The following is a 23,539-nucleotide window of genomic DNA, read 5'->3' as shown; positions in this document are numbered from 1 at the left end:
ACACCGTGAAGACCGCACCCGGCGTGCTGATCGAGAACCCCGTCGCCGCGAAGCCCGCGGGGCCCGATTTCGCCAGCAAGTCCGTCCCGCGCCATCTGGCGCGGGGTGCCATCGGATTCGGGCTGATCATCGGCTCGATCGCCATGGTGCCCGTCGCCGGCCCGGCGACCCTGCTGGCGGCGCCACTGGCGCTGATCGCCTTCCGGGGCTGCCCGACCTGCTGGATGGTCGGCCTGGCGCAGACGATCTCCCGCGGCCGTCTGGAGCGTCGGTGCGTGGACGGGGTCTGCACCCTCGCCAAGGCGCAGCCGACGACGAAGACCTGACCCGCCCGGGCCCGGAAGACGGATCCCGGGGGGCCGCGCTACGCGCCGGCCGGGCCGTCGTCCTTCGCCCACAGCGAGCGGACATGGCCCAGGTGACGGGTCATGCAGGCCTCCGCGCCCTCGGCGTCGCCGGCCAGCATGAGGTCGAGGAGCTCGATGTGCTCCTCGGCCGAGGGGATGAGGTTGCCGCTCTCGTCGAGGGCGGTGAGCCCGTAGAGCCGCGAGCGCTTGCGCAGGTCGCCGACGGTCTCGACCAGGCGTTCGTTGCCCGCCAGGCCGAGGAGGGTGAGGTGGAAGAGCCGGTCGGCCTCCAGATAGCCGATGAGGTCGTGCTCGCGGGCGGCGCGCACGATCTCCTCGGCCACCGGCCGCAGCGCCTCCAGGTCCTCGCGGGCGGCGGACCGGGTGACGCGGACGACCGTCGGGATCTCGACGAGCGCGCGGATCTCGGTGAACTGGTCGAGGTCGCGGCCGTCGACCTCGGTGACCCGGAAGCCCTTGTTGCGGACGGGCTCGACCAGGCCCTCCCGGGCCAGGTCGAGCATCGCCTCGCGGACGGGGGTCGCGGAGATCCCGAAGTCCTCGGCCAGGGTGGGCGCCGAGTACACCACGCCGGGCCGCAGTTCCCCGGAGATCAGGGCGGCCCGCAGGGCGTGGGCGACCTGGTCGCGCAGCCGCTCTCGGGAGGCGTTCAGGTCGCGGTGGGTCAGGTGCCCCATGACGGTGGTGGTCCCTTCGGTTCGGCCGGCGTCACCACCGTACGATGTCACGCCGCCGAGCCCGCGGGGGTCAGCGTGTACGTACGCGACGAGGTGTAGAACTCCAGGGCCGCCCTGCCCTGCTCGCGCGGGCCGTGACCGGACTGCTTGGACCCGCCGAACGGCAGGTGGAAGTCGACGCCGGTGGACGGGGCGTTGATCCGGATCATGCCGGTGTCGACGAGGTCCAGTCCGTACAGGGCCGCGTTGAGGTCGGAGGTGTGGACCGAGGTGACGAGGCCGTACGGGACGGAGTTGGTGATCCGTACCGCGTGGGCGAGGTCGTCGGCGGGCAGCAGGGCCGCGACGGGCCCGAACACCTCCTCGTTGAGCAGCTGGTGACCCGGCGGGACCCTCTCCACCAGGGTGGGGTCCGCGAACCAGCCGGCCCGGCCCGGCACGGTGGCGCCGGCGAGCGCGGAGAGCCCCTCCCAGGCCTCGGCGACGCGGTCGCGCGCGCTCTCGTGGACGAGCGGCCCGCACACCGTGGCCGGATCCGCGGGGTCGCCGACCCGGACCGCGCGGAAGGCCTCGGAGAGGGCCTCGCGCAGCGGCTCCAGGGCGGCTCCGACGGCGACGACCCGGCTGGTGGCGGTGCACTTCTGGCCGGCGAAGCCCGCGACGGCCGCGGCGATGTGGGCGGCCGCCTGGCCGATGTCCGCGTCGGGCAGGACGATCGCCGCGTTCAGGCCGCCCATCTCGGCCTGGACCGGGATGCCCCGCGCGGTCGCCGCGCGGGCGACGGCCCGGCCGACGGGCGTGGAGCCGGTGAAGGAGACGACGTCGGCGGCCGAGACGAGGGCGTTGCCCTCGGTGGGACCGCCCGGCAGGACGGTGAACACCTTCTCCGGCAGCGCCTGCTCGATGATCTCCGCGAGCCGCAGGGCGCACGCGGTGGCCTCGGGCGCCGGCTTGAGGACGACCGCGTTGCCGACCGCGAGCGCCGGGGCGGCCTTCCAGCTGGGGATGGCGAAGGGGAAGTTCCAGGGCGTGACGAGCCCCGCCACGCCGTACGGGCGGCGCCGGTTCAGGAGCAGTCCGGGCCCCGCCGCCGTCTCGTGGACGGCGCCGGTGGGCTCGTACGGTGCCTGGGCGTAGTAGCGCCAGATCGCGGCGGCGCGGGCGATCTCGGCCCTGGCCTCGCTGAGGGGCTTGCCGACCTCGCGCACGGCGAGGTCGGCCAGTTCGTCGGCCGCGGCCTCCAGGGCGGCGCCGACCGCGCCGAGGGCGGTCGAGCGCGCGGCGGCACCGCCGCGGAGCCAGCCGGGCTGGGCCGTGCGGGCCCGCTCGACGGCGTCCGCGGCGGCGAAGGCGCCCGGGGTCGTGAGGCGGAGGAGCACGTCGTCCGGGTCCGCGGGGTTGCGGGAGACGAGGGTGGAAACGTCGGTGATCACAGGAGGAAGCCTCCGGGGAAGGGGTCGTCCGGGTCGAGGAAGTACTGCGCGGTGCCGGTGATCCAGGCGCGGCCGGTGACGGTCGGGACGACGGCGGGGAAGCCGCCGACGTCCGGCCCTGCGGTGATCCGGCCGGTGAACCGGGTGCCGATGAAGGACTCGTTGACGAAGTCGCGGTCCAGCGGGAGTTCGCCCCTGGCGTGCAGCTGCGCCATCCTGGCGCTGGTCCCGGTGCCGCACGGGGAGCGGTCGAACCAGCCGGGGTGGATGGCCATCGCGTGCCGCGAGTGCGTGGCGTCGGAGCCGGGGGCGGTGAGGTAGACGTGCTTGAGCCCGGCGATCTCGGGCTGGGTGGGGTGCACGGGCCGGTCCGGGGAGGCGTTGATGGCGTCCATGATCGCCAGCCCGGCGGCGAGGAGGTCGTCCTTGCGGTCGCGCTCGAAGGGCAGCCCGAGGTCGTCGAGGGAGACGAAGGCGTAGAAGTTGCCGCCGAAGGCGAGGTCGTAGGTGACCTTGCCGAAGCCGGCGACGTCCACGGCGCGGTCCAGGCCGACGCTGAAGGCGGGCACGTTGGTGAAGGTGGCGGACTTCGCGGCGCCGTCCTCCACCTGGACGTCCACGGAGACGAGGCCCGCCGGGGTGTCGAGCCGCACGGTGGTGACGGGTTCGGACACCGGGACCATGCCGGTCTCGACGAGGACGGTCGCGACGCCGATGGTGCCGTGGCCGCACATCGGCAGGAGGCCCGACACCTCGATGTAGAGGACTCCGTAGTCGGCGTCGGGGCGGGTGGGCGGCTGGAGGATCGCGCCGCTCATCGCCGCGTGGCCGCGCGGCTCGAACATCAGGAGCGTCCTGAGGTGGTCCAGGTGCTCGATGAAGTGGAGCCTGCGCTCGGCCATGGTGGCGCCGGGGATGACACCGACGCCTCCGGTGATCACCCGGGTGGGCATGCCCTCGGTGTGGGAGTCGACGGCGTGGAAGACATGACGCGTACGCACGGAGTTCCTTTCGGTGGGCGGTCGGAACGGTCGGGGCGGCGCCCGGTGCGGCCGGGGCGGCCGGTGGCCGGGGTGCCCCGGCGACCGGCGGGGGTCCCGTCAGTGGTGGCCGTCGGCGACGGCCTTCTCGGTGGCGGTGCGCACGGCGGCCTCGGTCGCGCCGACGAGCGGGAGGCGCGGCGGGCGGGTGGCTCCGCCCTTGCGGCCGGCGATGTCCATGGAGAGCTTGATGGACTGGACGAACTCGACCTTGGAGTCCCAGCGGAGCAGGGAGTGCAGGGAGGAGTAGAGCGACCGGGCGGTGGTCATGTCGCCCGAGACGGCGGCGCGGTACAGCTCGGCGCAGCTGGCCGGGAAGGCGTTGGGGTAGCCGGCGATCCAGCCGACGGCACCGGCTAGGGCCAGTTCCAGGAGGACGTCGTCGGCGCCGATCAGCAGGTCGAGCTCGGGGGCGAGTTCGCCGATCTCGTACGCCCTGCGGACGTCGCCGCTGAACTCCTTGACGGCGACGATGCTGCCGTCGCCGTGCAGCTTCGCGAGCAGGCTCGGGACGAGGTCGACCTTGGTGTCGATCGGGTTGTTGTACGCGACGACGGGGATGCCGACCCCGGCGACGTCGGCGTAGTGGGCGACGACGGAGCGCTCGTCGGCGCGGTACGCGTTGGGCGGCAGGAGCAGGACCGAGCCGCAACCCGCCTCGGCGGCCTGCTCGGCCCAGCGGCGGGACTCGGCGCTGCCGTAGGCGGCGACGCCGGGCATGACCCGCGCTCCGTCGCCCGCGGCGGCGACGGCGGTACGGACGACCTGGGCGCGCTCCTCGGCGGTGAGGGTCTGGTACTCGCCGAGGGAGCCGTTGGGGACGACGCCGTCGCAGCCGTTGGCGATCAGCCAGGCCACGTGCTCGGCGTAGGCGTCGTAGTCGACGGAGAGGTCTTCCTTGAAGGGCAAGGTGGTGGCGACCATGATTCCGCGCCAGGGACGGTCGGTGGACCAGGTGGTGGCGTTCATCTCGACGACCTTTCTGTAATGTGTGACATTTTACTAACAGGGAAGGGGGAGCCCGCAAGGGGTCTCCACCGACTTTCGGGGTTCTTCGGAAGGGCTTTCCATGCCGCTGCCGGCGGCGGCGTCCCGGCCGCCGCCGGCAGCGTCGCCCGAACCGCTACCGGGAGGGTTCGGCATTTCCGTCCGCCGTCCCGTCCAGCGCGGCGAGCGTCGCCAGCGGTACGGGCACGGCGAACGGGCGCCGCTCGGCGGGCGGTTCGGGGGTGCCGCCACGGGCCGCGAGGCAGGCCACGGCCGTTGCGCACATCCGGCCCTGACACCACCCCATGCCGGCCCGGGTGAGGAGTTTGACGGTGCGGGCGTCGCGCGCCCCCAGCTCGTCGACCGCCTCGCGGATGCGGCCCGCGGGGACCTCCTCGCAGCGGCACACGTCCGTGTCGTCGGCCAGCCAGCCGGGCCAGCCGGGGCCGGGGGCGTGCGCGGCGGACATCACGTCGGCGAAGGCCCGCATCCGGTCCCGGCGGCGCCGGAGTCCCGCGACCGCCCCGGCCGCCGGCCGCGCACCGGCGCGGCGGCCGAGCAGCCGGGCGGCGATCGCCCTCCCGGCCAGCTCGCCTTCGGTACGGGCGAGTTCGGCGCCTCCCACGCCGCCGGTCTCGCCCGCGGCCCACAGCCCCGGGACCGAGCTCTCCTGGAGGTCGTCCAGGACCAGGCCCAGCGTTCCGTCCGGCAGCGCGCGGGCGGCGCAGCCGACCGCCGTGGCCAGCTCGATCTGGGGCACGAGGCCGTGTCCGACGGCGAGCGCGTCGCACGCGATCCGGCGGCCCGCCCCCGGTACGGGCCGCCAGTCGCGGTCCAGGCGGGAGACCGTGACGGCCTCCACCCGGTCGGTGCCGTGCACCTCGGTCACCGCGCTGCGCAGCCGTACGGGCACCCGGTGCCGGGCCAGTGCGGCGCCGTGCACGAGGGCCTCGACGGCCTTGCGCGGGTTGGTGAGGAGGGCACGGGGAGTACGGGCGTACCGCAGGTATCCGGCCGCCTCGACGACCGCCGGCACCCGCGCGCCCGCCGAGGCGAGCGAGGAGGCGACGGCGAGCAGCAGCGGTCCGCTGCCGGCCACGACCACCCGGCGGCCGGGCAGCACGAGCCCGGACTTGAGCATGGCCTGCGCTCCCCCGGCGCCCACCACTCCGGGCAGGGTCCAGCCGGGGAAGGGCAGCTGGCGCTCGTACGCGCCGGTGGCGAGCAGCAGCGCGCGGGCGCGGACCCGGACGGGTGCCTCCGCCGTACCGTCGGCGCCGGTGACCGCGTGCGCGGCCCAGCTCCCGTCGGCCTCCTTCACCACCGTCCACACGTGGTGGCCGGTCAGATGGTCGACGTCGCTCTCCGCCAGGCGTCGGCGCAGGCCGGCGAAGGCGGACCAGTCGTGGTGCAGCGCTTCGGGGCGTACGGCGCCGAGGGCGGGCGCCGGGTGCCGGTAGAACTGCCCGCCGGGCTGGGTCGAGGAGTCCAGGAGGGCGACGGAGAGGCCGAGTTCGGCGGCGGTGACCGCTCCGGCGAGCCCGGCGGAGCCCGCGCCGACCACGACGAGGTCGTACGGCCCGTCGGGGCGCGGGCCCGCACCGGGCGCGGCCGGGTCCACGGGTCCGGTCGCCGCCGGGTCCTTCGGCTCAGACGCCGAGGCGGTCATGGCCGTGTCCTTCCTGGGTGGTGATCGCGTCGCCGGGGCGGGCGGGGACCAGACAGGCGCGCCGGTTGGGCTCGCCGTTGACGGTGGCGAGGCAGTCGTAGCACTGGCCGATGCCGCAGAAGGCGCCGCGCGGCCGGCCGCCGTCCCTGGTGGTGCGCCAGGCCAGGATGCCCGCGCCCCACAGGGCGGCGGCGACGGTCTGGCCGGGCAGGGCGGTGACCCGCCTGCCGTCGAAGGTGATCTCGAACGGCGGGTCGGGCTGTGCACCGACCAGGTCGGTGGGGGTGCGGGCCACGGGCCCTCCTCTCGTGACGGTGGGGCGCGCCTCAGGCGGTGGCGAAGCGCTCGGGTCGGAACGGGCGGATGTCGAGGGGAGGTTCGGCGCCGGTCAGGCAGGCGGCGACGATCTGCCCGGTCACCGGCGCGAGCCCGATGCCCGCGCCCTCGTGTCCGCAGGCGTGCAGCAGCCCGGGGACCCGGGGGTCGGGTCCGATGGCGGGCAGGTGGTCGGGCAGGTAGGGGCGGAAGCCGAGGTAGGTCCGGATGGCCCGTACGGTGCCGAGGACGGGGAACAGCGAGGTGGCACCGGCGGCGAGGCGGCGCAGCACCTCGGTGGACAGGCTCCGGTCGAATCCGACGCGCTCCCGGCTGGCGCCGATGAGGACGGGTCCCGCCGGGGTGCCCTCGACGACCGCGGAGGTCTGGAGGGCGGCGGAGCCGCTGGCCACGTCGGCCACGTAGTCGGCGGCGTACACCTTGTGGCGGACGACGCGCGGCAGCGGTTCGGTGACGAGGACGAAGCCCCTGCGGGGCAGTACGGGCAGGTCGACACCGGCGAGTTCGGCGACGGCGCCGCCCCAGGTCCCGGCGGCGTTCACCACGTGGGGCGCGTGGAGTTCGCGGGTCGCGGTCCGCACTCCGCGGACCGCTCCGCCCGCGCCGGTGAGGAGGCCGGTGACCTCCTCCCCCAGCGCGAGGCGGACCCGGTCGCCGGCGGTGCTGAGCAGCCGCGCGGCAGCATGGGCGGGCATCACCTGGGAGTCCTGTGGATAGTGGAATCCGCCGGTGAGGCCCGGTGCGAGGTGGGGCTCCAGGTCGTGGAGCCGGTCACCCGGCACCTCGTGCGCGATGACGCCCGACTTCTCCTGGTGGGCCGCGAACTCACGCAGGGCGCTCAGTCCCGTCTCGCCGGAGGCGACGACGAGGCCGCCCTTGGCCTCGTACTCGACGGTCGGCGGGAGCCGCTCGGCGAGTTCGGTCCACAGCGTGGTGGAGAGGAGGGCGAGTTCGAGTTCGGGGCCCGGCTCCTTGTCGGAGACCAGGAGGTTGCCCTCGCCCGCTCCGGTCGTGCCGCCCGCGACGGAGCCGCGGTCGACGACGGTGACGGAGAGGCCGGCGAGGGCCGCGTAGTGGGCGCACGCCGCGCCGACGACGCCGGCGCCGATGACGATGACGTCCGAGGTTTGTCTCGTGGGCACCGCAGTAATATTTCACATTGCACTGGCCCTGCCAAGACCCCCGACCGGGAGCATCGCCGATGCGGCGACATCGCCGCGACACCCTCCGGACACGGATGGGTAACGGCCCTCCCGATACCTTGTCAGTGCAATTTCACATTACTATGTTACCGGTCACATTCCAGCTGCCTGCGGCTGTCCGACTGTTCCACGGAGTGACCACCCATGAACAAGCGCACGTACGTCCTGGCCACCGCCTTGGTGACGACCCTGACCCTGGCCGTGACCGGCTGCTCCGGCGGAGAGAAGTCCGGCGGCGCCCGGACCGGCAAGAACCCCGCGACCACCACCGTGGGAACGGTCCTCGGCGGCACCCCGCAGAAGGGCGGCACGCTCAGCGTCCTCTCCAACCAGGACTTCACCCACCTCGACCCGGCCCGCAACTGGGTGATGCCCGACATGGACTTCGGCACCCGGCTGCTCTACCGCACCCTGGTCACCTACAAGGCGGCACCCGGCGCCGGCGGCAGCGAACTGGTCCCCGACCTCGCCGAGAACCTCGGCACCCCGTCCAACGGCGCCAAGACCTGGACCTTCCGCCTCAAGCCGGGCCTGAAGTACGAGGACGGCACCCCGATCACCGCGCAGGACATCAAGTACAACGTGGAGCGGTCCTTCTCCCCCGACCTGCCCGGCGGCCCCGACTACGCGGCCCGCTACCTCGCCGGCGCCAAGGGGTACCAGGGGCCTGCCCAGGGCAAGCACCTCGACTCCGTGAAGACACCCGACGCCCGCACGATCGTCTTCGAACTCCACACGGCCTTCGCCGAGTTCCCCTTCGCCGCCACCCTGCCGACCTTCGCCCCCGTGCCGCCGAAGCAGGACAAGGGCCCCCAGTACGACAACCGCCCGTTCTCCTCGGGACCGTACAAGATCGACACGTACGCCCGTGACAAGCAGATCGTCCTGGTCCGCAACACCCACTGGGACCCGAAGAGCGACTCCGTCCGCAAGGCGTACCCGGACCGGATCGTCGTCACCATGGGCCTCAAGGGCAACCAGATCGACGACCGGCTCATCGCCTCCTCCGGCTCCGACGCCTCCGCCGTCCCCTGGGCCCAGCTCCGCCCCGAATCCATCTCCAAGGTGCTCACCAAGGCCGATGTCAAGGCCCGGCTGCTCGCCGAGTCCAGCAGCTGTACCGAGATGGTCCAGATGCACACCGGCCGCGCCCCCTTCGACAACGTGAAGGTCCGCCAGGCCGTGCAGTGGGCCCTCGACCGGGAGGCGATCGTCACCGCCACCGGCGGCCCGGCCGTCACCGACGCCTCCAGCGCCGCCATGCCCGGCTCCCTCTTCACCGGCGGAAAGCAGCCCGACACCCTGAAGATCCCGCTCTCCGGCGACCCCGAGAAGGCCAAGCAGCTGCTCAAGGAGGCCGGAAAGGCCGGCGGCTTCTCCACCAGCCTCACCGTCTCCATCAACGACAAGGCGATCGGTGAGGCCATCCAGCAGTCCCTGGGCCGGGCCGGCATCAAGGTGACCATCGAGACCGTCGACCCGTCCGCCTTCTACGACACCATCGGCGACACCAAGAACCGCACGGACCTCGTCTACACCGGCTGGTGCCCCGACTTCCCCTCCGGCACCACCTTCCTCCCCTTCGTCTTCGACGGCCGCTACATCAAGGAGAAGGGCAACGCCGGCAACCACTCCCTCTTCAAGGACGACGCCGTCATGAAGCGGATGGACGAGATCGCCGCCATGACCGACGGCGACCGGGCCAACAAGGCGTGGCAGGAGCTCGACGGACAGATCCTCGCCAAGGCCCCGGTCGCCCCCGGAGCCATGAAGCGCCGCTCCCTCCTCGTCGGTACCAACATCGCCGGCGCCTACGGCCACATCTCCTGGAGCGGGCAGATCGACTACGCGACCGTCGGCCTCAAGGACCCGTCGAAGAGCTCGAACTGAGAACCGGCCCGATGACCACCGACACGACGGGCACCACCCGATGACCATCGACACCACGGGCACCACCCAGCCCGACGAACCCCGCACCTCCACCGGACCCACCGAGCCGAGCAAACCGGGCAGGTCCGGCCGGTTCCGCAAGAGCGCCAACCCGCCCGCCACCCGCGCGGCCGGCGGCCCCTGGCAGCTCGTCCGTGCCGAACTGCGCCGCCGTCCCTCCGCCCGGATCTCCCTCGGCGTGGTCGCGTTCTTCGCGCTCCTCACCGTGGCCGCCCCGCTGCTCAGCGCGCTGGGCGGCTGGGGCCCGGACGAGTTCGACAAGAGCGCCGTCGACCCGTACCTGGGCGGCCTGCCCATCGGTCCGCTCGGCGGCGTCTCCGCCGACCACTGGCTCGGCGTCGAACCCATCACCGGCCGCGACCTGTTCGCCCGGGTCGTGCACGGCGCCCAGGTGTCGCTGCTCATCGCCTTCTCCGCGACGGCGATCGTCGTCGTCGCGGGGACGGCGGCCGGCATCGCCGCCGGCTACTTCGGCGGCCGCACCGACACCGTGCTCTCCCGGCTGATGGACCTCACCATGTCCTTCCCCTCCCTCATCTTCATGATCGCGATGATGTCGGTGGCCCGGGACGTCAACCGGATCGTCCTCATGACCGCCGTCATCGGCCTCTTCGGCTGGCCCGGCATCGCCCGGGTCGTCCGCGGCCAGACCCTGTCGCTCAAACACCGCGAGTACGTCGACGCCGCCCGCGTCGGCGGCTCCGGCCCCTGGCGCATCCTCGTCCGCGACATCCTCCCTGGCGTCGCGGGACCCGTCATCGCCTACACCACGCTGATGGTCCCCGGCATGATCGCCACCGAGGCCGCCCTCAGCTACCTCGGCGTCGGCGTCCGTCCGCCGACCCCCTCCTGGGGCCAGATGATCGCCGAGAGCGTCGCCTACTACGACACGGACCCCATGTACTTCGCCGTCCCGAGTCTCTGCCTGTTCCTCACCGTGCTCGCGTTCACCCTCCTCGGGGACACGCTGCGCGACGTCCTCGACCCGAGGGGAGGCGGCGCGTGATCCTCTACCTCGGCCGCCGGCTCCTCGGCGTGCTCGGCGTGCTGCTCGCCATCGCCGCCGTCACCTTCGCCATCTTCTACGTCCTCCCCTCCGACCCCGCGGCCGCCGCCTGCGGCAAGTCGTGCAGCGCCGACCGCCTGGAGGCCATCCGCGCCAACATGGGCCTGGACGCCCCGCTCTGGCGGCAGTTCGCCGACTTCGTCACCGGCATCTTCACCGGCCGCACCCTGGGCACCGGCCAGTACGCCCTGGAGTGCGACTTCCCCTGCCTCGGCTACTCCTACGAGAACAGCCAGGGCGTGTGGGACCTCCTCGTCGACCGGCTGCCCGTCTCCGCCTCGCTGGCCGTGGGCGCCGCCGCGATCTGGCTGGTGCTCGGCCTCGGCGCCGGCGTCACCGCCGCGCTCCGCAAGGACACCGTCACCGACCGGGTCCTGATGGTCGGCGCGGTCGCCGCCGCCTCGCTGCCCGTCTACTTCACCTCGGTGATGCTGATCTACGGGCTGATCCGGGTCACCGGCCTGCTGCCCTACCCGCAGTACGTGCCCTTCGGGTCCGACCCGTTCTCCTGGGCCTCCAACCTGCTGCTCCCCTGGCTGGCGCTGGCCCTGCTGTACGCCGCCATGTACGCGCGGCAGAGCCGGAGTTCGATGATCGAGAGCATGGCGGAGCCGTACATCCGGACCGCCCGCGCCAAGGGCCTCCCGCGCCGCACCGTCGTCGTCAAGCACGGCCTGCGGGCCGGCATGACCCCGATCCTGACCATCTTCGGGATGGACCTGGGCGGGCTGCTCGCGGGTGCGGTGATCACCGAGTCCATCTTCGGACTGCCCGGAGTCGGACGCCTCTTCTACGGCGCCCTCTCCACCGGCGACCAGCCGGTCGTCCTCGGCGTGACCCTGCTCGCCGCCACCTTCATCGTCGTCGCCAACCTGGCCGTCGACCTGCTGTACGCCGTCGTCGACCCGCGAGTGAGGTACTGATGGCCGACTCCGCCTCCCTCCTGTCGGTACGGGACCTCACGGTCACCTTCCCGACGAAGCGCGGCCCCGTCCGGGCCGTCGACTCCCTCGCCTTCGACGTGCTGCCCGGCCGCACCCTCGGCATCGTCGGCGAGTCCGGCTCCGGGAAGTCGGTGACCTCGCTGGCCGTCATGGGGCTGCACACGGGCGCCGAGGTCACCGGCTCCGTCACCCTCGGCGGCCGGGAACTGATCGGCCTCTCCGACCGCGAGCTGAACGGGCTCCGCGGCCGGCGGATGGCCATGATCTTCCAGGACCCGCTGTCCAGCCTCCACCCCTACTACACCGTCGGCGAGCAGGTCGCCGAGCACCACCGGGTCCACTTCGGCTCCCGGCGGTCCGCCGCCCGCGAGCGGGCCGTGGAGGCGCTCGCCGAGGTCGGCATCCCCGAACCCCGTCGCCGGGCCGGCGAGTACCCCCACCAGTTCTCCGGCGGCATGCGGCAGCGCGTGATGATCGCGATGGCGCTCGTCTGCGAACCCGACCTCCTCATCGCCGACGAACCCACCACCGCGCTCGACGTCACCGTCCAGGCCCAGATCCTGGATCTGATCGCCCGGCTCCAGCAGGACCGGGGGCTCTCCGTCGTCATGATCACCCACGATCTCGGGGTGGTCGCCCGGGTGGCCCACGACGTGCTCGTCATGTACGGCGGGCGGGCCGCCGAACACGCCCCGGTGGATGCCCTGTTCGCGTCCCCGGCCCACCCCTACACCCGCGGCCTGCTCGACTCGCTGCCCCGCCTCGACGACCCCGACGACGCCCCGCTGAGGGCGATCCCGGGCAGCCCGCCGTCGCTGCTCGCACCGGCACCGGGCTGCGCGTTCGCACCCCGCTGCTCCCGGGCCGCCGCCGGTTCCGAGGAGGAGCGGGCGCGCTGCACGGGCGAACGCCCGGCCCTCGGCGGCCCGGACGGCCACCCGGCCGCCTGCCACTTCCCCGCGTACGAAGGCGTCGCCTCATGACCACGACCCCACCGCCCCTGCTCCGGGTCCGGGACCTCACCATGACGTTCCCGGGGCGCCGCCGGGGCTCGGCCCCGGTCCGGGCCGTCGACGGCGTCGGCTTCGACGTGGCGGCGGGCGAGACCCTGGGCCTCGTCGGCGAGTCCGGCTGCGGCAAGTCGACCACGGGCCGCACGATCGTACGGCTCCTGGAACCGACCGCCGGCTCCGTCTCGTACGACGGGCGCGACATCAGCCATCTGTCGCAGCGGGAGCTCAAACCGCTCCGGCGCGACCTCCAGATGGTCTTCCAGGACCCGCACTCCTCCCTCAACCCCCGGCAGACGGTGGCCCGGATCATCTCCGACCCGCTGCTCGTGCAGGGGAGTTCGGCGGCCGGGGCGCGCGAGCGGGCCGTGGAGCTGATGGAGCTGGTCGGTCTCATCCCCGAGCACATCGACCGCTACCCGCACGAGTTCTCCGGCGGCCAGGCCCAGCGCATCGGCATCGCCCGCGCGCTGGCCACCGGCCCCCGCCTGGTGGTGGCCGACGAACCGGTCTCCGCCCTCGACGTCTCCGTCCAGGCGCAGATCGTCAACCTGATGGAGCGGCTCCAGCGCGAACTGGGCCTCGCCTACCTCTTCATCGCCCACGACCTGTCCGTGGTGAAGCGGGTCTGCGACCGGGTGGCCGTGATGTACCTCGGCCGGATCGTGGAGATCGGCGACAAGGAACGGGTGTACGCGGCCCCCGCGCACCCCTACACCCGGGCGCTGCTGTCCGCCGTACCGCTGCCGGACCCGGCGGCCGAGCGGGCGCGCGAGCGGATCACCCTGCTCGGCGACCCGCCGAGCCCGGCCGCTCCCCCGCCGGGCTGCACCTTCCACCCGCGCTGTCCGAAGGCGCAGGCGATCTGCCGTACGGAGGCTCCGCTGCTGCGGATCGCCGCGCCGGGTGAGGCGCGGGAGGTCGCCTGCCACTTCCCCGAGGCCGCCTGACCCCATGCGGAATGCCCCGGTCCCGCCTTCGGGCGGGGCCGGGGCATTCGGCTGTGCTCAGGCCTCGCCGGCGGCCCGGTAGAGGGCGGTGGCGACGGCGAGGTCCTCCCAGGCCATGCCCACGCTCTTGAAGAAGCGGGGGCGGTCCTCCGCGGGCGGCCGGCTGCCGGTCACCAGTTCGGCGAGGTCACCCGTGATGTGGTCGGCCCCGATGGCCCCCTCGAAGAGGGGGACGAGCAGGTCGCCCGCCTCGCGCAGTGCGGCGGCCCGCCCCTCGACGTAGACCTCGGAGCGGGCGACGAGCGTGCTGTCGGTCTCGCGGGCGTCCGGCTCGTGCGAGCCGACGGCGACGACGGTGGCGCCCGGCGGCACCAGGGCGCCGTCGAAGAGCGGTGCGCGGGCCGTGGTGCAGCAGACGACGAGGTCGGCCTTGGCGACCTCGTCGGGGGCGCCGGTGCGGGCGAGGACGCCGAGGGTGCGGGCGTATCCGGCGAGGGCGCGGCCGCCGGCCTCGTTGCGCGCGACGACGACGGCCTCGGCGATCTCGCGGACGGCGAGGACGGCCTCCAGGTGGCCGTAGGCCTGGGGGCCCGAGCCGAAGACGACGAGGCGCAGCGGCCGGTCGGCCGGGGTCAGCCGGCTGACGGCGAGGGCGGAGACGGCCGGGGTGCGCAGCTCGGTGAGGGCGGCCCCGTCGAGGAGGGCGAGCGGCCGGAGGTCGGTGCCGTCGAGCAGCAGGTAGGAGCCGGTGATGCGGGGCAGCCCGAGGGCGGCGTTGCCGGGGGCGACCCCGGCGATCTTGACGCCGGCGAAGGAGCCGAAGGCGGCGGGCATCAGAAGGAGTTCGCCGGCCGGGACGGGCACGGCGGTGCGGTGCGGCTGGGCGTCGGGTTCGAGTCCGGCGCGCAGGACGTCGGCGAGGACGTCGGCGACGGCGGCGGGGCCCAGCAGGCGGGCCATGGTCGCGGCGTCGAGGAAGAGCGGCCGGGTCACAGGAGGAACCCCGCTCCCAGGTCGTCGTGCGGGTCGAGGTGGAAGGCGTGGCTTCCGGTGCGGTGGGTGGTGCCGGTGACCTCGGTGATCCCGCCGTCGAGGAGGCGGCCGGTGAAGACGGTGCCGACGACGGATTCGTGGCGCAGGGTCTCGCCGGGGACGAGGCGGCCGTCCTCGCCGAGCAGGACGAGCCGCGCGGAGGTGCCGGAGCCGCAGGGCGAGCGGTCGATCTGACCGTCGGCGAAGACGGTGACGTTGCGCTGGGCGGGCCCCTCGGGGGTGTCGGACAGCTCCTCGTGGAGGATGACGCCGTACACGTCGTACGCGGGGAGCGCGGCGCGGATCTCACGTCCGGCGCGGACGAGTTCGGGCAGCTCCGGCACGGTGACTCCGAGGCCGAGCGCGCGGGCGGGGACGGAGACGTAGCAGGCGCCGGAGTCGGCGATGTCGACGTCGACGGTGCCGAGGGTGGTGGCCACCGGGACCTTGCGGGCGAGGACGCGGGCCGGGACGTTGCGGAAGGTGACGCCGGTGGTGCGGCCGTCGGCGCGGTGCACGGTCGCGGTGACGCGGCCGGAGGGCACGTCGATCCGGACGGGGACGTCGCCGTCGTGCGGGGCGGGGACGCGGCCGGTGTCGACGGCCCAGGCGCCGAGGGCCATGGTGCCGTGGCCGCAGGCGGTGGAGTAGCCGTCCTTGTGCCAGAACAGGACGCCGAAGTGGGCGCCGTCGTCGTCGGGCGGGACGATGAATCCGCCGTACATTCCGGCGTGTCCGCGGGGCTCGCGGGACAGGAGGCGGCGCAGGTCGTCGAGGGGGCCGGGGCGCGGGTCGGTGCCGGAGCCGCCGGGCCCGAGAGCGGTGGCACGGCGTTCGGCGACGGTGTCGCCGGGGACCGGGGGCAGGTCCTCGTCGACGATCCGGAAGGGCTCGCCGGCGGCGTGGTAGTCGGTGGTGCGGACCGTGTGCGGGGTGGTGCTCACGAAGTACAGCCTCCGGGAAGGGGTGTCGGGATGACGCGCCTGTACCATAGTAATGTGAAATTGTACTGACAACCCCTGGGCGCGTACCGGTTGCCTCACGCTCGCACACCCGGCCGCCGGACCGGGTACGCGGAAGCCCCGCCGGACCGCTCCGGCGGGGCTTCGTCGCTCCTGGGGCCGCGCGACGACGGCACGGCGACCCGCTATCCGACGGCCACCTTCTCGGCGGCGGCCGGGGCGGCCTCCGGAGCCGCGTGGGGCTCGGGGCGGGCGCGGAGGCCGAGCCAGGCCACCAGCGCGACCAGGGCGAAGGCCGTCGCCCCGATCCAGAACGTGAGGGTGAAGCCGGACTCCGCCGGCAGCGGCGGGACCCCGGCCGGGAGGTGGGCGACGGTCTGCGAGGCCAGGATCGTCGTGACCACCGCACTGCCGATCGCGCTGCCGGTGGAGCGCGAGATGGAGTTGATGCCGTTGGCGATGCCGCTCTGGTGGTGCGGGACGCTCGCCATGATGACCGCCGGCATGGCCGCGTAGCCGAAGCTGACCGAGGCGCCGACGACCACGCCGGCCCCGATCACCGAAGCCGTCTGCCCGTGGCCCAGGGCGAGCCAGACGAAGCCCACCGTGCCGAGGGCGGCGGCCACGGCCAGGGCCGTGCGCGGGCCGCGGTGGCGGACCAGCTGGCCGCCGACGGGCGAGGCGAGCAGCGAGACGATCGCGCCGGGCAGCAGGAACTCGACGGAGGCGCGCAGGACGGACGCCCCGAAGCCGTAGCCGGTGAGCGCCTCGGGCATCTGGACCAGGTAGGAGACGCCCAGGAAGTTCGCGAACATGCCGAAGCCGACGAGGACGCCGGCCAGGTTGGCCATCAGGACGGGCCGGTGGACGAACATCCTCATGTCGACGAGGGGTTCGCGGACCTTCAGTTCGGTGAACACCCAGACCGCCGCCATGACGGCCGCGCCCACGAAGCTGCCGAGGGTGCGGGCCGAGGTCCAGCCCCACTCGTGGCCCTGCGAGATGGGCAGCAGGAGCAGCAGGAGGGTGAGGCCGAGGGTCAGCGCGCCGAGGAGGTCGGTGCGGCCGCCGGTCTTGTGGCGGGTGGCGGGGACGAGCAGGACGACGGCGAGCAGGGCGAGCGCGGCGAAGCCGGTCGCCATCCAGAAGGCGCTGCGGTAGTCGGCGTCGGAGCCCGAGGTGAGCAGGCCGGTCGCGACGAGCGCGAGTCCGCTGCCGAAGGCGAGGGTGCCGCTGACCAGGGACATGGCGCCGGGCAGCTTCTGCGGGCGGACCTCTTCGCGGAGTACGGAGAGGGCGAGCGGGAAGATCGCGGTGGCGGCGCCCTGGAGGACGCGGCCGAGGACGAGCAGCGGCAGCGAGGTCGCGAGGGCGGCGACGACGGAGCCGGCGACCATGACGCCGAGGACGGCGACGAGGGTGGGCTTCTTGCCGTGCTGGTCGCCGAAGCGACCGAGCAGCGGGGTGAAGACGGCGGCGGAGAGCAGGGTCGCGGTGGTCACCCAGCTCACGTTCGCGGCCGAGGTGCCGAGGTCGGCGCGGATGAGACCGAGGATCGGGACCGGCAGGGTCTGCATCATCGACACGACCATGGCGGCGAGGCTCAGGGCGAAGACGATGAGCGTCTCGCGCCGTGGGTCGGCGGAGGGCGGCGCGGGGGTGTGGCTCATGGCAGGAGAGGCCTTTTCAGTGCTTCAGATCGTCGATGTTTGATGTCATCAAGTACTTCGACGACGGTAGGCCCAGATACTTGAGGTGGTCAAGTAAACAATTGATAATGTCAAGTGTTCTGAGTACGCTCGGCCCCATGAGCGCGACCACCCCCGCCACCCCCACCAAGCTCCAGCTCATGGAGCTGCTCGCCGCCATCGGCACGGCCCAGTGGCGCGATTTCGCGGCCGCCGCCGCCCACCACGGCCTGACGTCCACCCAGGCGAAGGTCCTCGCCCAGCTCAACGGCCCGCTGCCGATGCGCGCGCTCGCGACCCTGCTGGTCTGCGACGCGTCCAACGTCACCGGGATCATCGACCGCCTGGAGGCCCGCGCCCTGGTCCGCCGCGAGCCCGACCCCGCCGACCGCCGCGTGAAGAACGTCGTCGCGACCGACGAGGGCCGCGACGTCATCCGCCGCGTCCGCGAGGAGATGCAGGCCACCAGCGGCGCGCTCGACACCCTCGACGCGGACGAGAGCGCGACCCTCTACACCCTGCTCGCCCGGCTGCGTCCGGGCATGGAGAAGAACGCCTGACACGGGCGGCGGCCCGGCGCCCGACGGGACGACGGGCCGGACCGGACCTCAGGGACTCGTCGTCGAGACCGCGTACACCCGGGGGAACGCCGGGTCCGTGAGGTCGACCGTGATGTCCGTGTGCGGCCGCGGCTTCTCACGGGTCACCGTGGTGCCCGACCACCGCATGCCCTCGACGAAGCGCCAGCCGGCGATCTCGACGTCGCGCTCCCCGACGGTCACCCGCCCCGGGGTGAGGGCCGCCCGGCTCGTGCCCGACTCCGCGAGGAAGACGTCGAGACCCGTCGCGGTCGTCGTGAACTGCACGTACAGCCGGCTCGTCTTCCAGTTGCTGGTCTCGTAGTAGGCGACGCCCCAGGCCCCGGCCGGGATCGGCACCTCGAACACCCGGCGCTTCATCAGCGAGGGCCAGTTCGCCTGGAGGCCGGCCGCCGAGGACTCGCGCTCCTTGTCCCGGCCGCTGTCGCGGCTCTGCCCGGCGGAGATGACCAGATAACCGGCCGGGATGCCGACGAGCAGCACGATGATGACCGCCGTCAGCCAGCGGCGGCGGATCATGTGCCGACGGTCCTCGGGAAGCCTCTCCTGCGGGGTGCGGGGCGGGGTGGACTGGTGGGGCACGGTCATGAAGGCGGGTCCTCGGGAGTACGGGCGGCCCGGGCCGAGGTCCCGTTGCGCAGGGCCTGGGCGTAGCGCTCGTACCGTTCGTACCGCTCCACCCGGCGCCGGTTGGCGCGGCGGAAGCGGCGGGCGACGAGCCGGGCGAGGTCGGCGGCGCCGACCATCCCCGCCTCGGGGCCGAGCTGGGCGCGGGTGATGCGGGCCTCGGGACGGTAGCCGCGGCCGGTGAGGTGGCGGCGGAAGGAGTCCCGCGCGGGGCCGATGAGCAGGTCGTCGGCGGCCGAGACGCCGCCGCCGATGACGAAGCAGGAGGGGTCGAGCGCGGCGGCCAGGTTGGCGATGCCGACGCCGAGCCACTGGCCGATGTCCTGGAGCAGCTCGACGCACATGGCGTCGCCCTCGCGGGCCAGCTCGGTGATCAGCGGTCCGGTGATCTCCGGGACGTTCCCCTTGACCCGCTCGATGATGTTGTACGCCACCGGGGAGTCGGCGGCGGCCAGCTCGCGGGCCTCGCGGACCAGCGCGTTGCCCGAGCTGTACTGCTCCCAGCAGCCCCGGTTGCCGCAGGGGCAGCGGTGCCCGCCGGGCACGACCTGCATGTGGCCGAACTCGCCGGCGACCCCGTACCGGCCGCGCTTGACCTGGCCGCCCTCCAGGATCGCGCCGCCGATGCCGGTGCCGAGGGTGATCATGACGAGGTGGTCCTCGCCGCGCCCGGCGCCGAAGCGCCACTCGGCCCAGGCGGCGGTGTTGGCGTCGTTGTCGACCATGACGGGGACGGCGAGACGGCCCTGGAGGGCGTCGCGCAGCGGCTCGTTCCGCCAGGCGAGGTGCGGGGCGAAGAGCACGGTGGCGCGCTCGGCGTCCACCCAGCCCGCCGCGCCGATGCCGACGGCGTGCACGTCGTGCCGGTCGGAGAGGTCGAGGACCAGCTCGACGATGGTGTCCTCGACGACCTTGGGGCTCTTCGACTTGTCCGGGGTCTCCGTGCGGAGCTTCTCCAGGATGTTGCCGTCGGCGTCGACCACCCCGGCCATCACCTTCGTACCGCCGATGTCGATGCCGACGGTCGGCACCCGGGGCGCGGTCAGGTGGGAGCGCCGCTCCCGGGTCCCGACGGTCCGCAGCACGGTGCCGCGGGCGGAGCCCCGGTGCGAGAGGTCACGGTAGGTACTCATCGGCTCCGATTCTGCCAGGTGCGGTGTGAAGCGGCCGTCCGGTCGGGGCGGGTCGCGCTACGGCGCGGAGGGCCGTTCCAGCTCGTGGCGGAGGTCCTCCAGCTCGGTGCCGCCGGCCATCTGCCGGGTCAACTCGTCGAGCGTCACGGAGCCCTTGGTGTGGCTGCCGGCCATCACGCCCCGCTTGAGGAGGACGAAACGGTCGCCGACGAGGTAGGCGTGGTGGGGGTTGTGGGTGATGAGGACCACGCCGAGGCCCTGGTCACGGGCGGCGGCCACGTACTTCAGGACGACCCCGGACTGTTTGACGCCCAGCGCGGCGGTCGGCTCGTCGAGGACGAGGACCTTGGCGCCGAAGTGGACGGCGCGGGCGATGGCCACGCACTGCCGCTCGCCGCCGGAGAGGGTGCCGATCGGCTGGTCGACGTCGCGCAGGTCGATGCCCATGCGCAGCAGCGCCTCACGGGTGGTGGACCGCATCAGGGCGACGTCGAGGCGCTTGAAGGGGCCGGAGCCCCTGGTGGGCTCGGAGCCGAGGAAGAAGTTCCGCCAGACCGGCATCAGCGGGACCACGGCGAGGTCCTGGTAGACGGTGGCGATGCCCCGGTCGAGGGCGTCGCGCGGGTTGGCGAGGGCGACCTCCTCCCCCTCGATGCGGAAGGTGCCCGCGTCGTGCCGGTGCAGCCCGGCGACGATCTTGATGAGGGTGGACTTCCCGGCGCCGTTGTCACCGAGGACGCAGGAGATCTCGCCGGAGCGGACCTCCAGGGAGACCCCTTCGAGGGCGCGGATGTTGCCGTAGTACTTGCTGACGTCGTCGAGCTCGACCAGCGGGGCGGCCTGCGCCGTGGCTTCGGTCATCACTTGGTGGCCTCCACGCGCTTGCGGATCCAGGCGTTCAGCAGGGTCGCCAGGAGGAGCATCGCTCCCAGGAAGAACTTGAACCAGTCCGGGTTCCACTCGGCGTACACGATGCCCTTGCTGGTCATGCCGAAGATGAGCGCGCCGACCGCCGAGCCGATGGCGGAGCCGTATCCGCCGGTGATCAGACAGCCGCCGATGACGGCCGCGATGATGTAGATCAGCTCGTTGCCGACGCCTTCGCCCGACTGGACGACGTCGAAGGAGAACAGCAGGTGCTGGCCCGAGATCCAGGCGCAGAAGGCGACCCCCATGTAGAGGCCGATCTTCGTCCGGTAGACGGGGACGCCGACCGCGCGGGCCGCGTCGGCGCCGCCGCCGACCGCGAAGATCCAGTTGCCGAAGCGGGTGCGCAGCAGGATCCAGGTGGCGAGCGCCACGAGCCCGAACCACCACAGGATGGTCACCTTGAACTCGACGCCGCCGATCGTCAGCTGCGAGGCGAAGAGCTTGCGGGCGGAGTCGAAGCCCTCCATGTCGGCGATGGTCTTGGTGGAGACGGTGCCGCTGATGAGCTTGGTGAGGCCCAGGTTCAGGCCGGTCAGCATCAGGAAGGTGCCGAGCGTGATGATGAAGCTGGGCAGTTTCGTACGGGTCAGCATGAAGCCGTTGAACACGCCGATCGCCAGGGTGACGAGCAGCGAGACGCCGACGCCGACCCAGACGTTCGCGGTCATCTGGTAGCTGAACATCGAGGAGATCAGCGCGGAGCTGGTCACCAGGACACCGGCCGAGAGGTCGAACTCGCCGCCGATCATGAGCAGCGCGACCGGGACGGCCATGATGCCGATGGTCGAGGCCGCGTAGAGCACGGTCCCGAGGCTGGAGGCGCGCAGGAAGCTGTCGGCGACCACCGAGAAGAAGACGAAGACGGCGACCGCGCCGACGACCGAGCCCAGCTCGGGGCGGGCGAGCAGCTTCTTCAGCGGCGTGGTGCGCAGCAGCCGCTCGTCGACGTGGTCGATGCCGGGCGGTTCCGGCGCCGGGGCGGTGGAGCTCATCGGGTGCCCCGCTCCGCGTACCCGACGAGTGCGGCGGCGTCGTCCTTGGTGATGATCTGGGGGCCGGTCAGGACCGGCTTGCCGCCGCCGAGGACATCGGCGTTGTAGCGGTAGAGCCAGAGCAGGTCGACGGCCTCGTAGCCCTGGAGGTAGGGCTGCTGGTCGACGGCGAAGCCGAGGGTGCCGGCCTGGAGGGAGCTCGCGACCTTGGCGTTGAGGTCGAAGGTGTCGATCTCGGCCTTGCTCCCGGCGCTCTTCGCGGCCTGGACGGCGGTGTCGGCGAAGGGGGCGCCGAGGGTGACGACGGCGTCGATGGACTTGTCGGACTGGAGCTTGGCCTCGATGGACGCCTTCACGTCGGGCATGTTGGTGCCGTCGACGTACAGGTTGACCAGTTCGCCGCCGAAGGTCTTCTTCGCCCCGCCGCAGCGCTGCTCGTGGCCGACGTTGCCCTGCTCGTGCAGGACGCAGAGCGCCTTCTTCTTGCCGCGCTTGTCGAGTTCCTCGCCGACGGCCTCGCCGGCGACGGTCTCGTCCTGGCCGATGTGGGTGAGCGCCCCGTACGCCTTGGACTGTTCGGCGCCCGAGTTCACGGTGATCACCGGGATGCCGGCCTTGACGGCCTTCTCCACGGCGGCCTTCATGGCGTCCGGCTTGGCGAGGGTGACGATCAGACCGTCGACGCCCTTGGCGACGTACGAGTCGATCAGCTGCGCCTGCTGCTGGGCCTCGTCGCTGTGCGCGTAGAGGAAGTTGATGTTGTCCTTGACGGCGGCCTGCTTGGCGCCCTTCTGGACGATGTCCCAGAAGGTGTCGCCGTCACCCGAGTGCGTCACCATGGCGACGGTCCAGCGGGGGGTGTCGACGGCCGCCCTGCCCTGGGCCTCGGCCGCCCTGCGGGCGTCCTCCGCCCGCTTTCCGCCGGTGCTGCTGCACCCGGCGAGCGCCCCGGTGAGCGCGAGCGCGAGCACGGCACCGATGACGGCGCGTACCCCTCCTGTCCGAAGCCTGGTCACGAGGCCGTGCCCTCCTTTGTGTCCTTCTGCGTGCATTGCAGTATCGGTCATGCGGGTCGGAGCGCTCTCCAGGGGGCCCGTATCCGGCCGTCCGGTCGGCCGCCCCGGTCCTACGGACGGACCATCAGCCGGAACTCGAAGGAGTAACGGGCGGCCCGGTAGAGGTGGGAACCGTACTCGACGGCGCGGCCGGTGTCGTCGTAGGTGACGCGTTCCATGGTGAGCAGCGGGGCCCCTTCCCGTTCGTCGAGCAGCGCGGCCTCGGCGGCGGTCGCGGCGCGCGCGCCGACGCTCTGCCGGGCGCTGTGCAGGGTGAGCGCGGCGGAACGGAGCATCCGGTAGAGGCCGGTGGTCTCCAGGCGTGCGGTGTCCGGGTCGAGCAGCCCGGTCGGGAGGTGGTTCCTGAGGTAGGCGACGGGCTCCCCGTGCGCGGTCCGGAGCCGCTCCAGATAGTGGACCTCGCTCCCCTCGGGTACGCCGAGGGCCTCGGCGACCGGTCCGGTGGCGGGTTCGACGCGGTTGACCAGGACCCGGGTGGTGGGGCTCCCGCCGGCGGCGTCCAGGTCGTCGTAGAGGCTGCTGAGCTCCGGCGGGCGGCGGACCCCGCTCCGCACGACCTGGGTGCCGACGCCCCGGCGGCGGACCAGGAGGCCCTTGTCGACGAGGGTCTGGATGGCCTGGCGGACGGTGGGCCGGGAGAGGCCGAGGCGGGTGGCGAGGTCGATCTCGTTGCCGAGGAGGGTGCCCGGGGTCAGCGTGCCGTCCTCCACGGCGCTCTCCAGCTGCTGCGCCAGCTGGTGGTAGAGCGGGACCGGGCTGCCACGGTCCACGGAGAGCGGGGGCAGGGAGGAGCCGGACTGCTTGGACACGGGGGGAGCGTAGCCCGGTGCGCTGATGACGGGAAGTCGTGACGTCCGGTTGTCCTGAC

General features: G+C 73.0%; 23 protein-coding genes. 7 read left to right on the top strand and 16 right to left on the bottom strand.

Annotated elements, in window-relative coordinates:
- Positions 1-5: 5 nt before the first annotated feature.
- Positions 6-326 carry a hypothetical protein gene (locus ASD33_RS08650; RefSeq protein ID WP_056556206.1) on the top strand — a complete coding sequence of 107 codons (321 nt, stop codon included), beginning with the start codon at positions 6-8 and terminating at the stop codon, positions 324-326.
- Between the two features lie 38 nt (positions 327-364).
- Here ASD33_RS08650 and ASD33_RS08645 read toward each other — a convergent pair whose 3' ends face one another.
- The 7 genes from ASD33_RS08645 to ASD33_RS08615 form a co-directional block, all read right to left on the bottom strand.
- Positions 365-1,045 (bottom strand): GntR family transcriptional regulator, encoded by a 681-nt coding sequence (locus ASD33_RS08645; protein WP_056556006.1) that lies wholly within the window; start codon positions 1,043-1,045, stop codon positions 365-367.
- A gap of 47 nt (positions 1,046-1,092) precedes the next feature.
- Positions 1,093-2,478 (bottom strand): aldehyde dehydrogenase family protein, encoded by a 1,386-nt coding sequence (locus ASD33_RS08640; protein ID WP_107103649.1) that lies wholly within the window; start codon positions 2,476-2,478, stop codon positions 1,093-1,095.
- On the bottom strand, positions 2,475-3,479 hold the full coding sequence (locus ASD33_RS08635) for a proline racemase family protein (RefSeq protein ID WP_056556003.1): 1,005 nt from the start codon (positions 3,477-3,479) through the stop codon (positions 2,475-2,477). Before ASD33_RS08635 ends, ASD33_RS08640 begins: the two co-directional genes overlap by 4 nt.
- A gap of 99 nt (positions 3,480-3,578) precedes the next feature.
- A complete protein-coding gene (locus ASD33_RS08630) occupies positions 3,579-4,487 on the bottom strand; it encodes a dihydrodipicolinate synthase family protein (RefSeq protein ID WP_056556000.1) in 909 nt (302 codons plus the stop codon).
- A gap of 154 nt (positions 4,488-4,641) precedes the next feature.
- Positions 4,642-6,174, bottom strand: a complete 1,533-nt coding sequence (locus tag ASD33_RS08625; protein ID WP_079044653.1) for an NAD(P)/FAD-dependent oxidoreductase — start codon at positions 6,172-6,174, stop codon at positions 4,642-4,644.
- On the bottom strand, positions 6,155-6,469 hold the full coding sequence (locus tag ASD33_RS08620) for a (2Fe-2S)-binding protein (RefSeq protein ID WP_056555996.1): 315 nt from the start codon (positions 6,467-6,469) through the stop codon (positions 6,155-6,157). The genes ASD33_RS08625 and ASD33_RS08620 overlap by 20 nt, the downstream gene beginning before the upstream one ends.
- 31 nt (positions 6,470-6,500) lie before the next feature.
- A complete protein-coding gene (locus tag ASD33_RS08615) occupies positions 6,501-7,652 on the bottom strand; it encodes an FAD-binding oxidoreductase (RefSeq protein WP_056555994.1) in 1,152 nt (383 codons plus the stop codon).
- A 204-nt stretch (positions 7,653-7,856) separates the two neighbouring features.
- Here ASD33_RS08615 and ASD33_RS08610 point away from each other — a divergent pair, with 204 nt between their 5' ends.
- The 5 genes from ASD33_RS08610 to ASD33_RS08590 are packed head-to-tail and all read left to right on the top strand — an operon-like array spanning position 7,857 to position 13,632.
- Positions 7,857-9,602, top strand: a complete 1,746-nt coding sequence (locus ASD33_RS08610; RefSeq protein ID WP_056555990.1) for an ABC transporter substrate-binding protein — start codon at positions 7,857-7,859, stop codon at positions 9,600-9,602.
- Between the two features lie 40 nt (positions 9,603-9,642).
- Positions 9,643-10,668, top strand: coding sequence for an ABC transporter permease (locus ASD33_RS08605; RefSeq protein ID WP_079044652.1), 1,026 nt, complete (start codon positions 9,643-9,645; stop codon positions 10,666-10,668).
- The gene (locus ASD33_RS08600; RefSeq protein ID WP_056555988.1) at positions 10,665-11,651 is read left to right on the top strand and encodes an ABC transporter permease; all 987 of its coding nucleotides are present in this window, start codon (positions 10,665-10,667) and stop codon (positions 11,649-11,651) included. Before ASD33_RS08605 ends, ASD33_RS08600 begins: the two co-directional genes overlap by 4 nt.
- A complete protein-coding gene (locus tag ASD33_RS08595) occupies positions 11,651-12,655 on the top strand; it encodes an ABC transporter ATP-binding protein (RefSeq protein WP_056555985.1) in 1,005 nt (334 codons plus the stop codon). The genes ASD33_RS08600 and ASD33_RS08595 overlap by 1 nt, the downstream gene beginning before the upstream one ends.
- Positions 12,652-13,632: an oligopeptide/dipeptide ABC transporter ATP-binding protein gene (locus tag ASD33_RS08590; protein WP_056555982.1), complete on the top strand. Its 981-nt coding sequence runs from the start codon at positions 12,652-12,654 to the stop codon at positions 13,630-13,632. The genes ASD33_RS08595 and ASD33_RS08590 overlap by 4 nt, the downstream gene beginning before the upstream one ends.
- Before the next feature lie 57 nt (positions 13,633-13,689).
- On the opposite strand, the gene ASD33_RS08585 is transcribed toward ASD33_RS08590, so the two are convergent.
- The 3 genes from ASD33_RS08585 to ASD33_RS08575 form a co-directional block, all read right to left on the bottom strand.
- On the bottom strand, positions 13,690-14,625 hold the full coding sequence (locus ASD33_RS08585) for an ornithine cyclodeaminase family protein (protein WP_107103648.1): 936 nt from the start codon (positions 14,623-14,625) through the stop codon (positions 13,690-13,692).
- A complete protein-coding gene (locus ASD33_RS08580) occupies positions 14,622-15,608 on the bottom strand; it encodes a proline racemase family protein (protein ID WP_056555979.1) in 987 nt (328 codons plus the stop codon). The genes ASD33_RS08585 and ASD33_RS08580 overlap by 4 nt, the downstream gene beginning before the upstream one ends.
- 203 nt (positions 15,609-15,811) lie before the next feature.
- Complete coding sequence (locus ASD33_RS08575) at positions 15,812-17,296, bottom strand: MFS transporter (RefSeq protein ID WP_056555976.1); 1,485 nt, start codon at positions 17,294-17,296, stop codon at positions 15,812-15,814.
- 137 nt (positions 17,297-17,433) lie between these two features.
- Between ASD33_RS08575 and ASD33_RS08570 the strand changes: the two genes are divergently transcribed.
- Positions 17,434-17,874 carry a MarR family transcriptional regulator gene (locus tag ASD33_RS08570; protein ID WP_056555973.1) on the top strand — a complete coding sequence of 147 codons (441 nt, stop codon included), beginning with the start codon at positions 17,434-17,436 and terminating at the stop codon, positions 17,872-17,874.
- 48 nt (positions 17,875-17,922) lie between these two features.
- Here the strand turns inward: ASD33_RS08570 and ASD33_RS08565 are convergent, their stop codons facing one another.
- From ASD33_RS08565 to ASD33_RS08540, 6 genes are all read right to left on the bottom strand, one after another.
- Positions 17,923-18,501: a hypothetical protein gene (locus ASD33_RS08565; protein WP_056555970.1), complete on the bottom strand. Its 579-nt coding sequence runs from the start codon at positions 18,499-18,501 to the stop codon at positions 17,923-17,925.
- Positions 18,498-19,673, bottom strand: coding sequence for an ROK family glucokinase (locus tag ASD33_RS08560; protein ID WP_056555967.1), 1,176 nt, complete (start codon positions 19,671-19,673; stop codon positions 18,498-18,500). The genes ASD33_RS08565 and ASD33_RS08560 overlap by 4 nt, the downstream gene beginning before the upstream one ends.
- A gap of 57 nt (positions 19,674-19,730) precedes the next feature.
- Entirely contained in the window at positions 19,731-20,534 is an 804-nt protein-coding gene (locus ASD33_RS08555; RefSeq protein WP_056555963.1) for an ATP-binding cassette domain-containing protein, read from the bottom strand.
- Positions 20,534-21,595: an ABC transporter permease gene (locus tag ASD33_RS08550; RefSeq protein WP_056555961.1), complete on the bottom strand. Its 1,062-nt coding sequence runs from the start codon at positions 21,593-21,595 to the stop codon at positions 20,534-20,536. The genes ASD33_RS08555 and ASD33_RS08550 overlap by 1 nt, the downstream gene beginning before the upstream one ends.
- Positions 21,592-22,611 (bottom strand): sugar ABC transporter substrate-binding protein, encoded by a 1,020-nt coding sequence (locus ASD33_RS08545; RefSeq protein ID WP_199863479.1) that lies wholly within the window; start codon positions 22,609-22,611, stop codon positions 21,592-21,594. The genes ASD33_RS08550 and ASD33_RS08545 overlap by 4 nt, the downstream gene beginning before the upstream one ends.
- 110 nt (positions 22,612-22,721) lie before the next feature.
- Positions 22,722-23,441, bottom strand: a complete 720-nt coding sequence (locus ASD33_RS08540) for a GntR family transcriptional regulator (protein WP_056556187.1) — start codon at positions 23,439-23,441, stop codon at positions 22,722-22,724.
- Positions 23,442-23,539 lie beyond the last annotated feature (98 nt).

Source organism: Streptomyces sp. Root1304 (assembly GCF_001426405.1).
GTDB lineage: Bacteria > Actinomycetota > Actinomycetes > Streptomycetales > Streptomycetaceae > Streptomyces.
The sequence above is the reverse complement of the archived record's forward strand: the minus strand, read 5'-3'. Positions and strand labels throughout refer to the sequence as shown.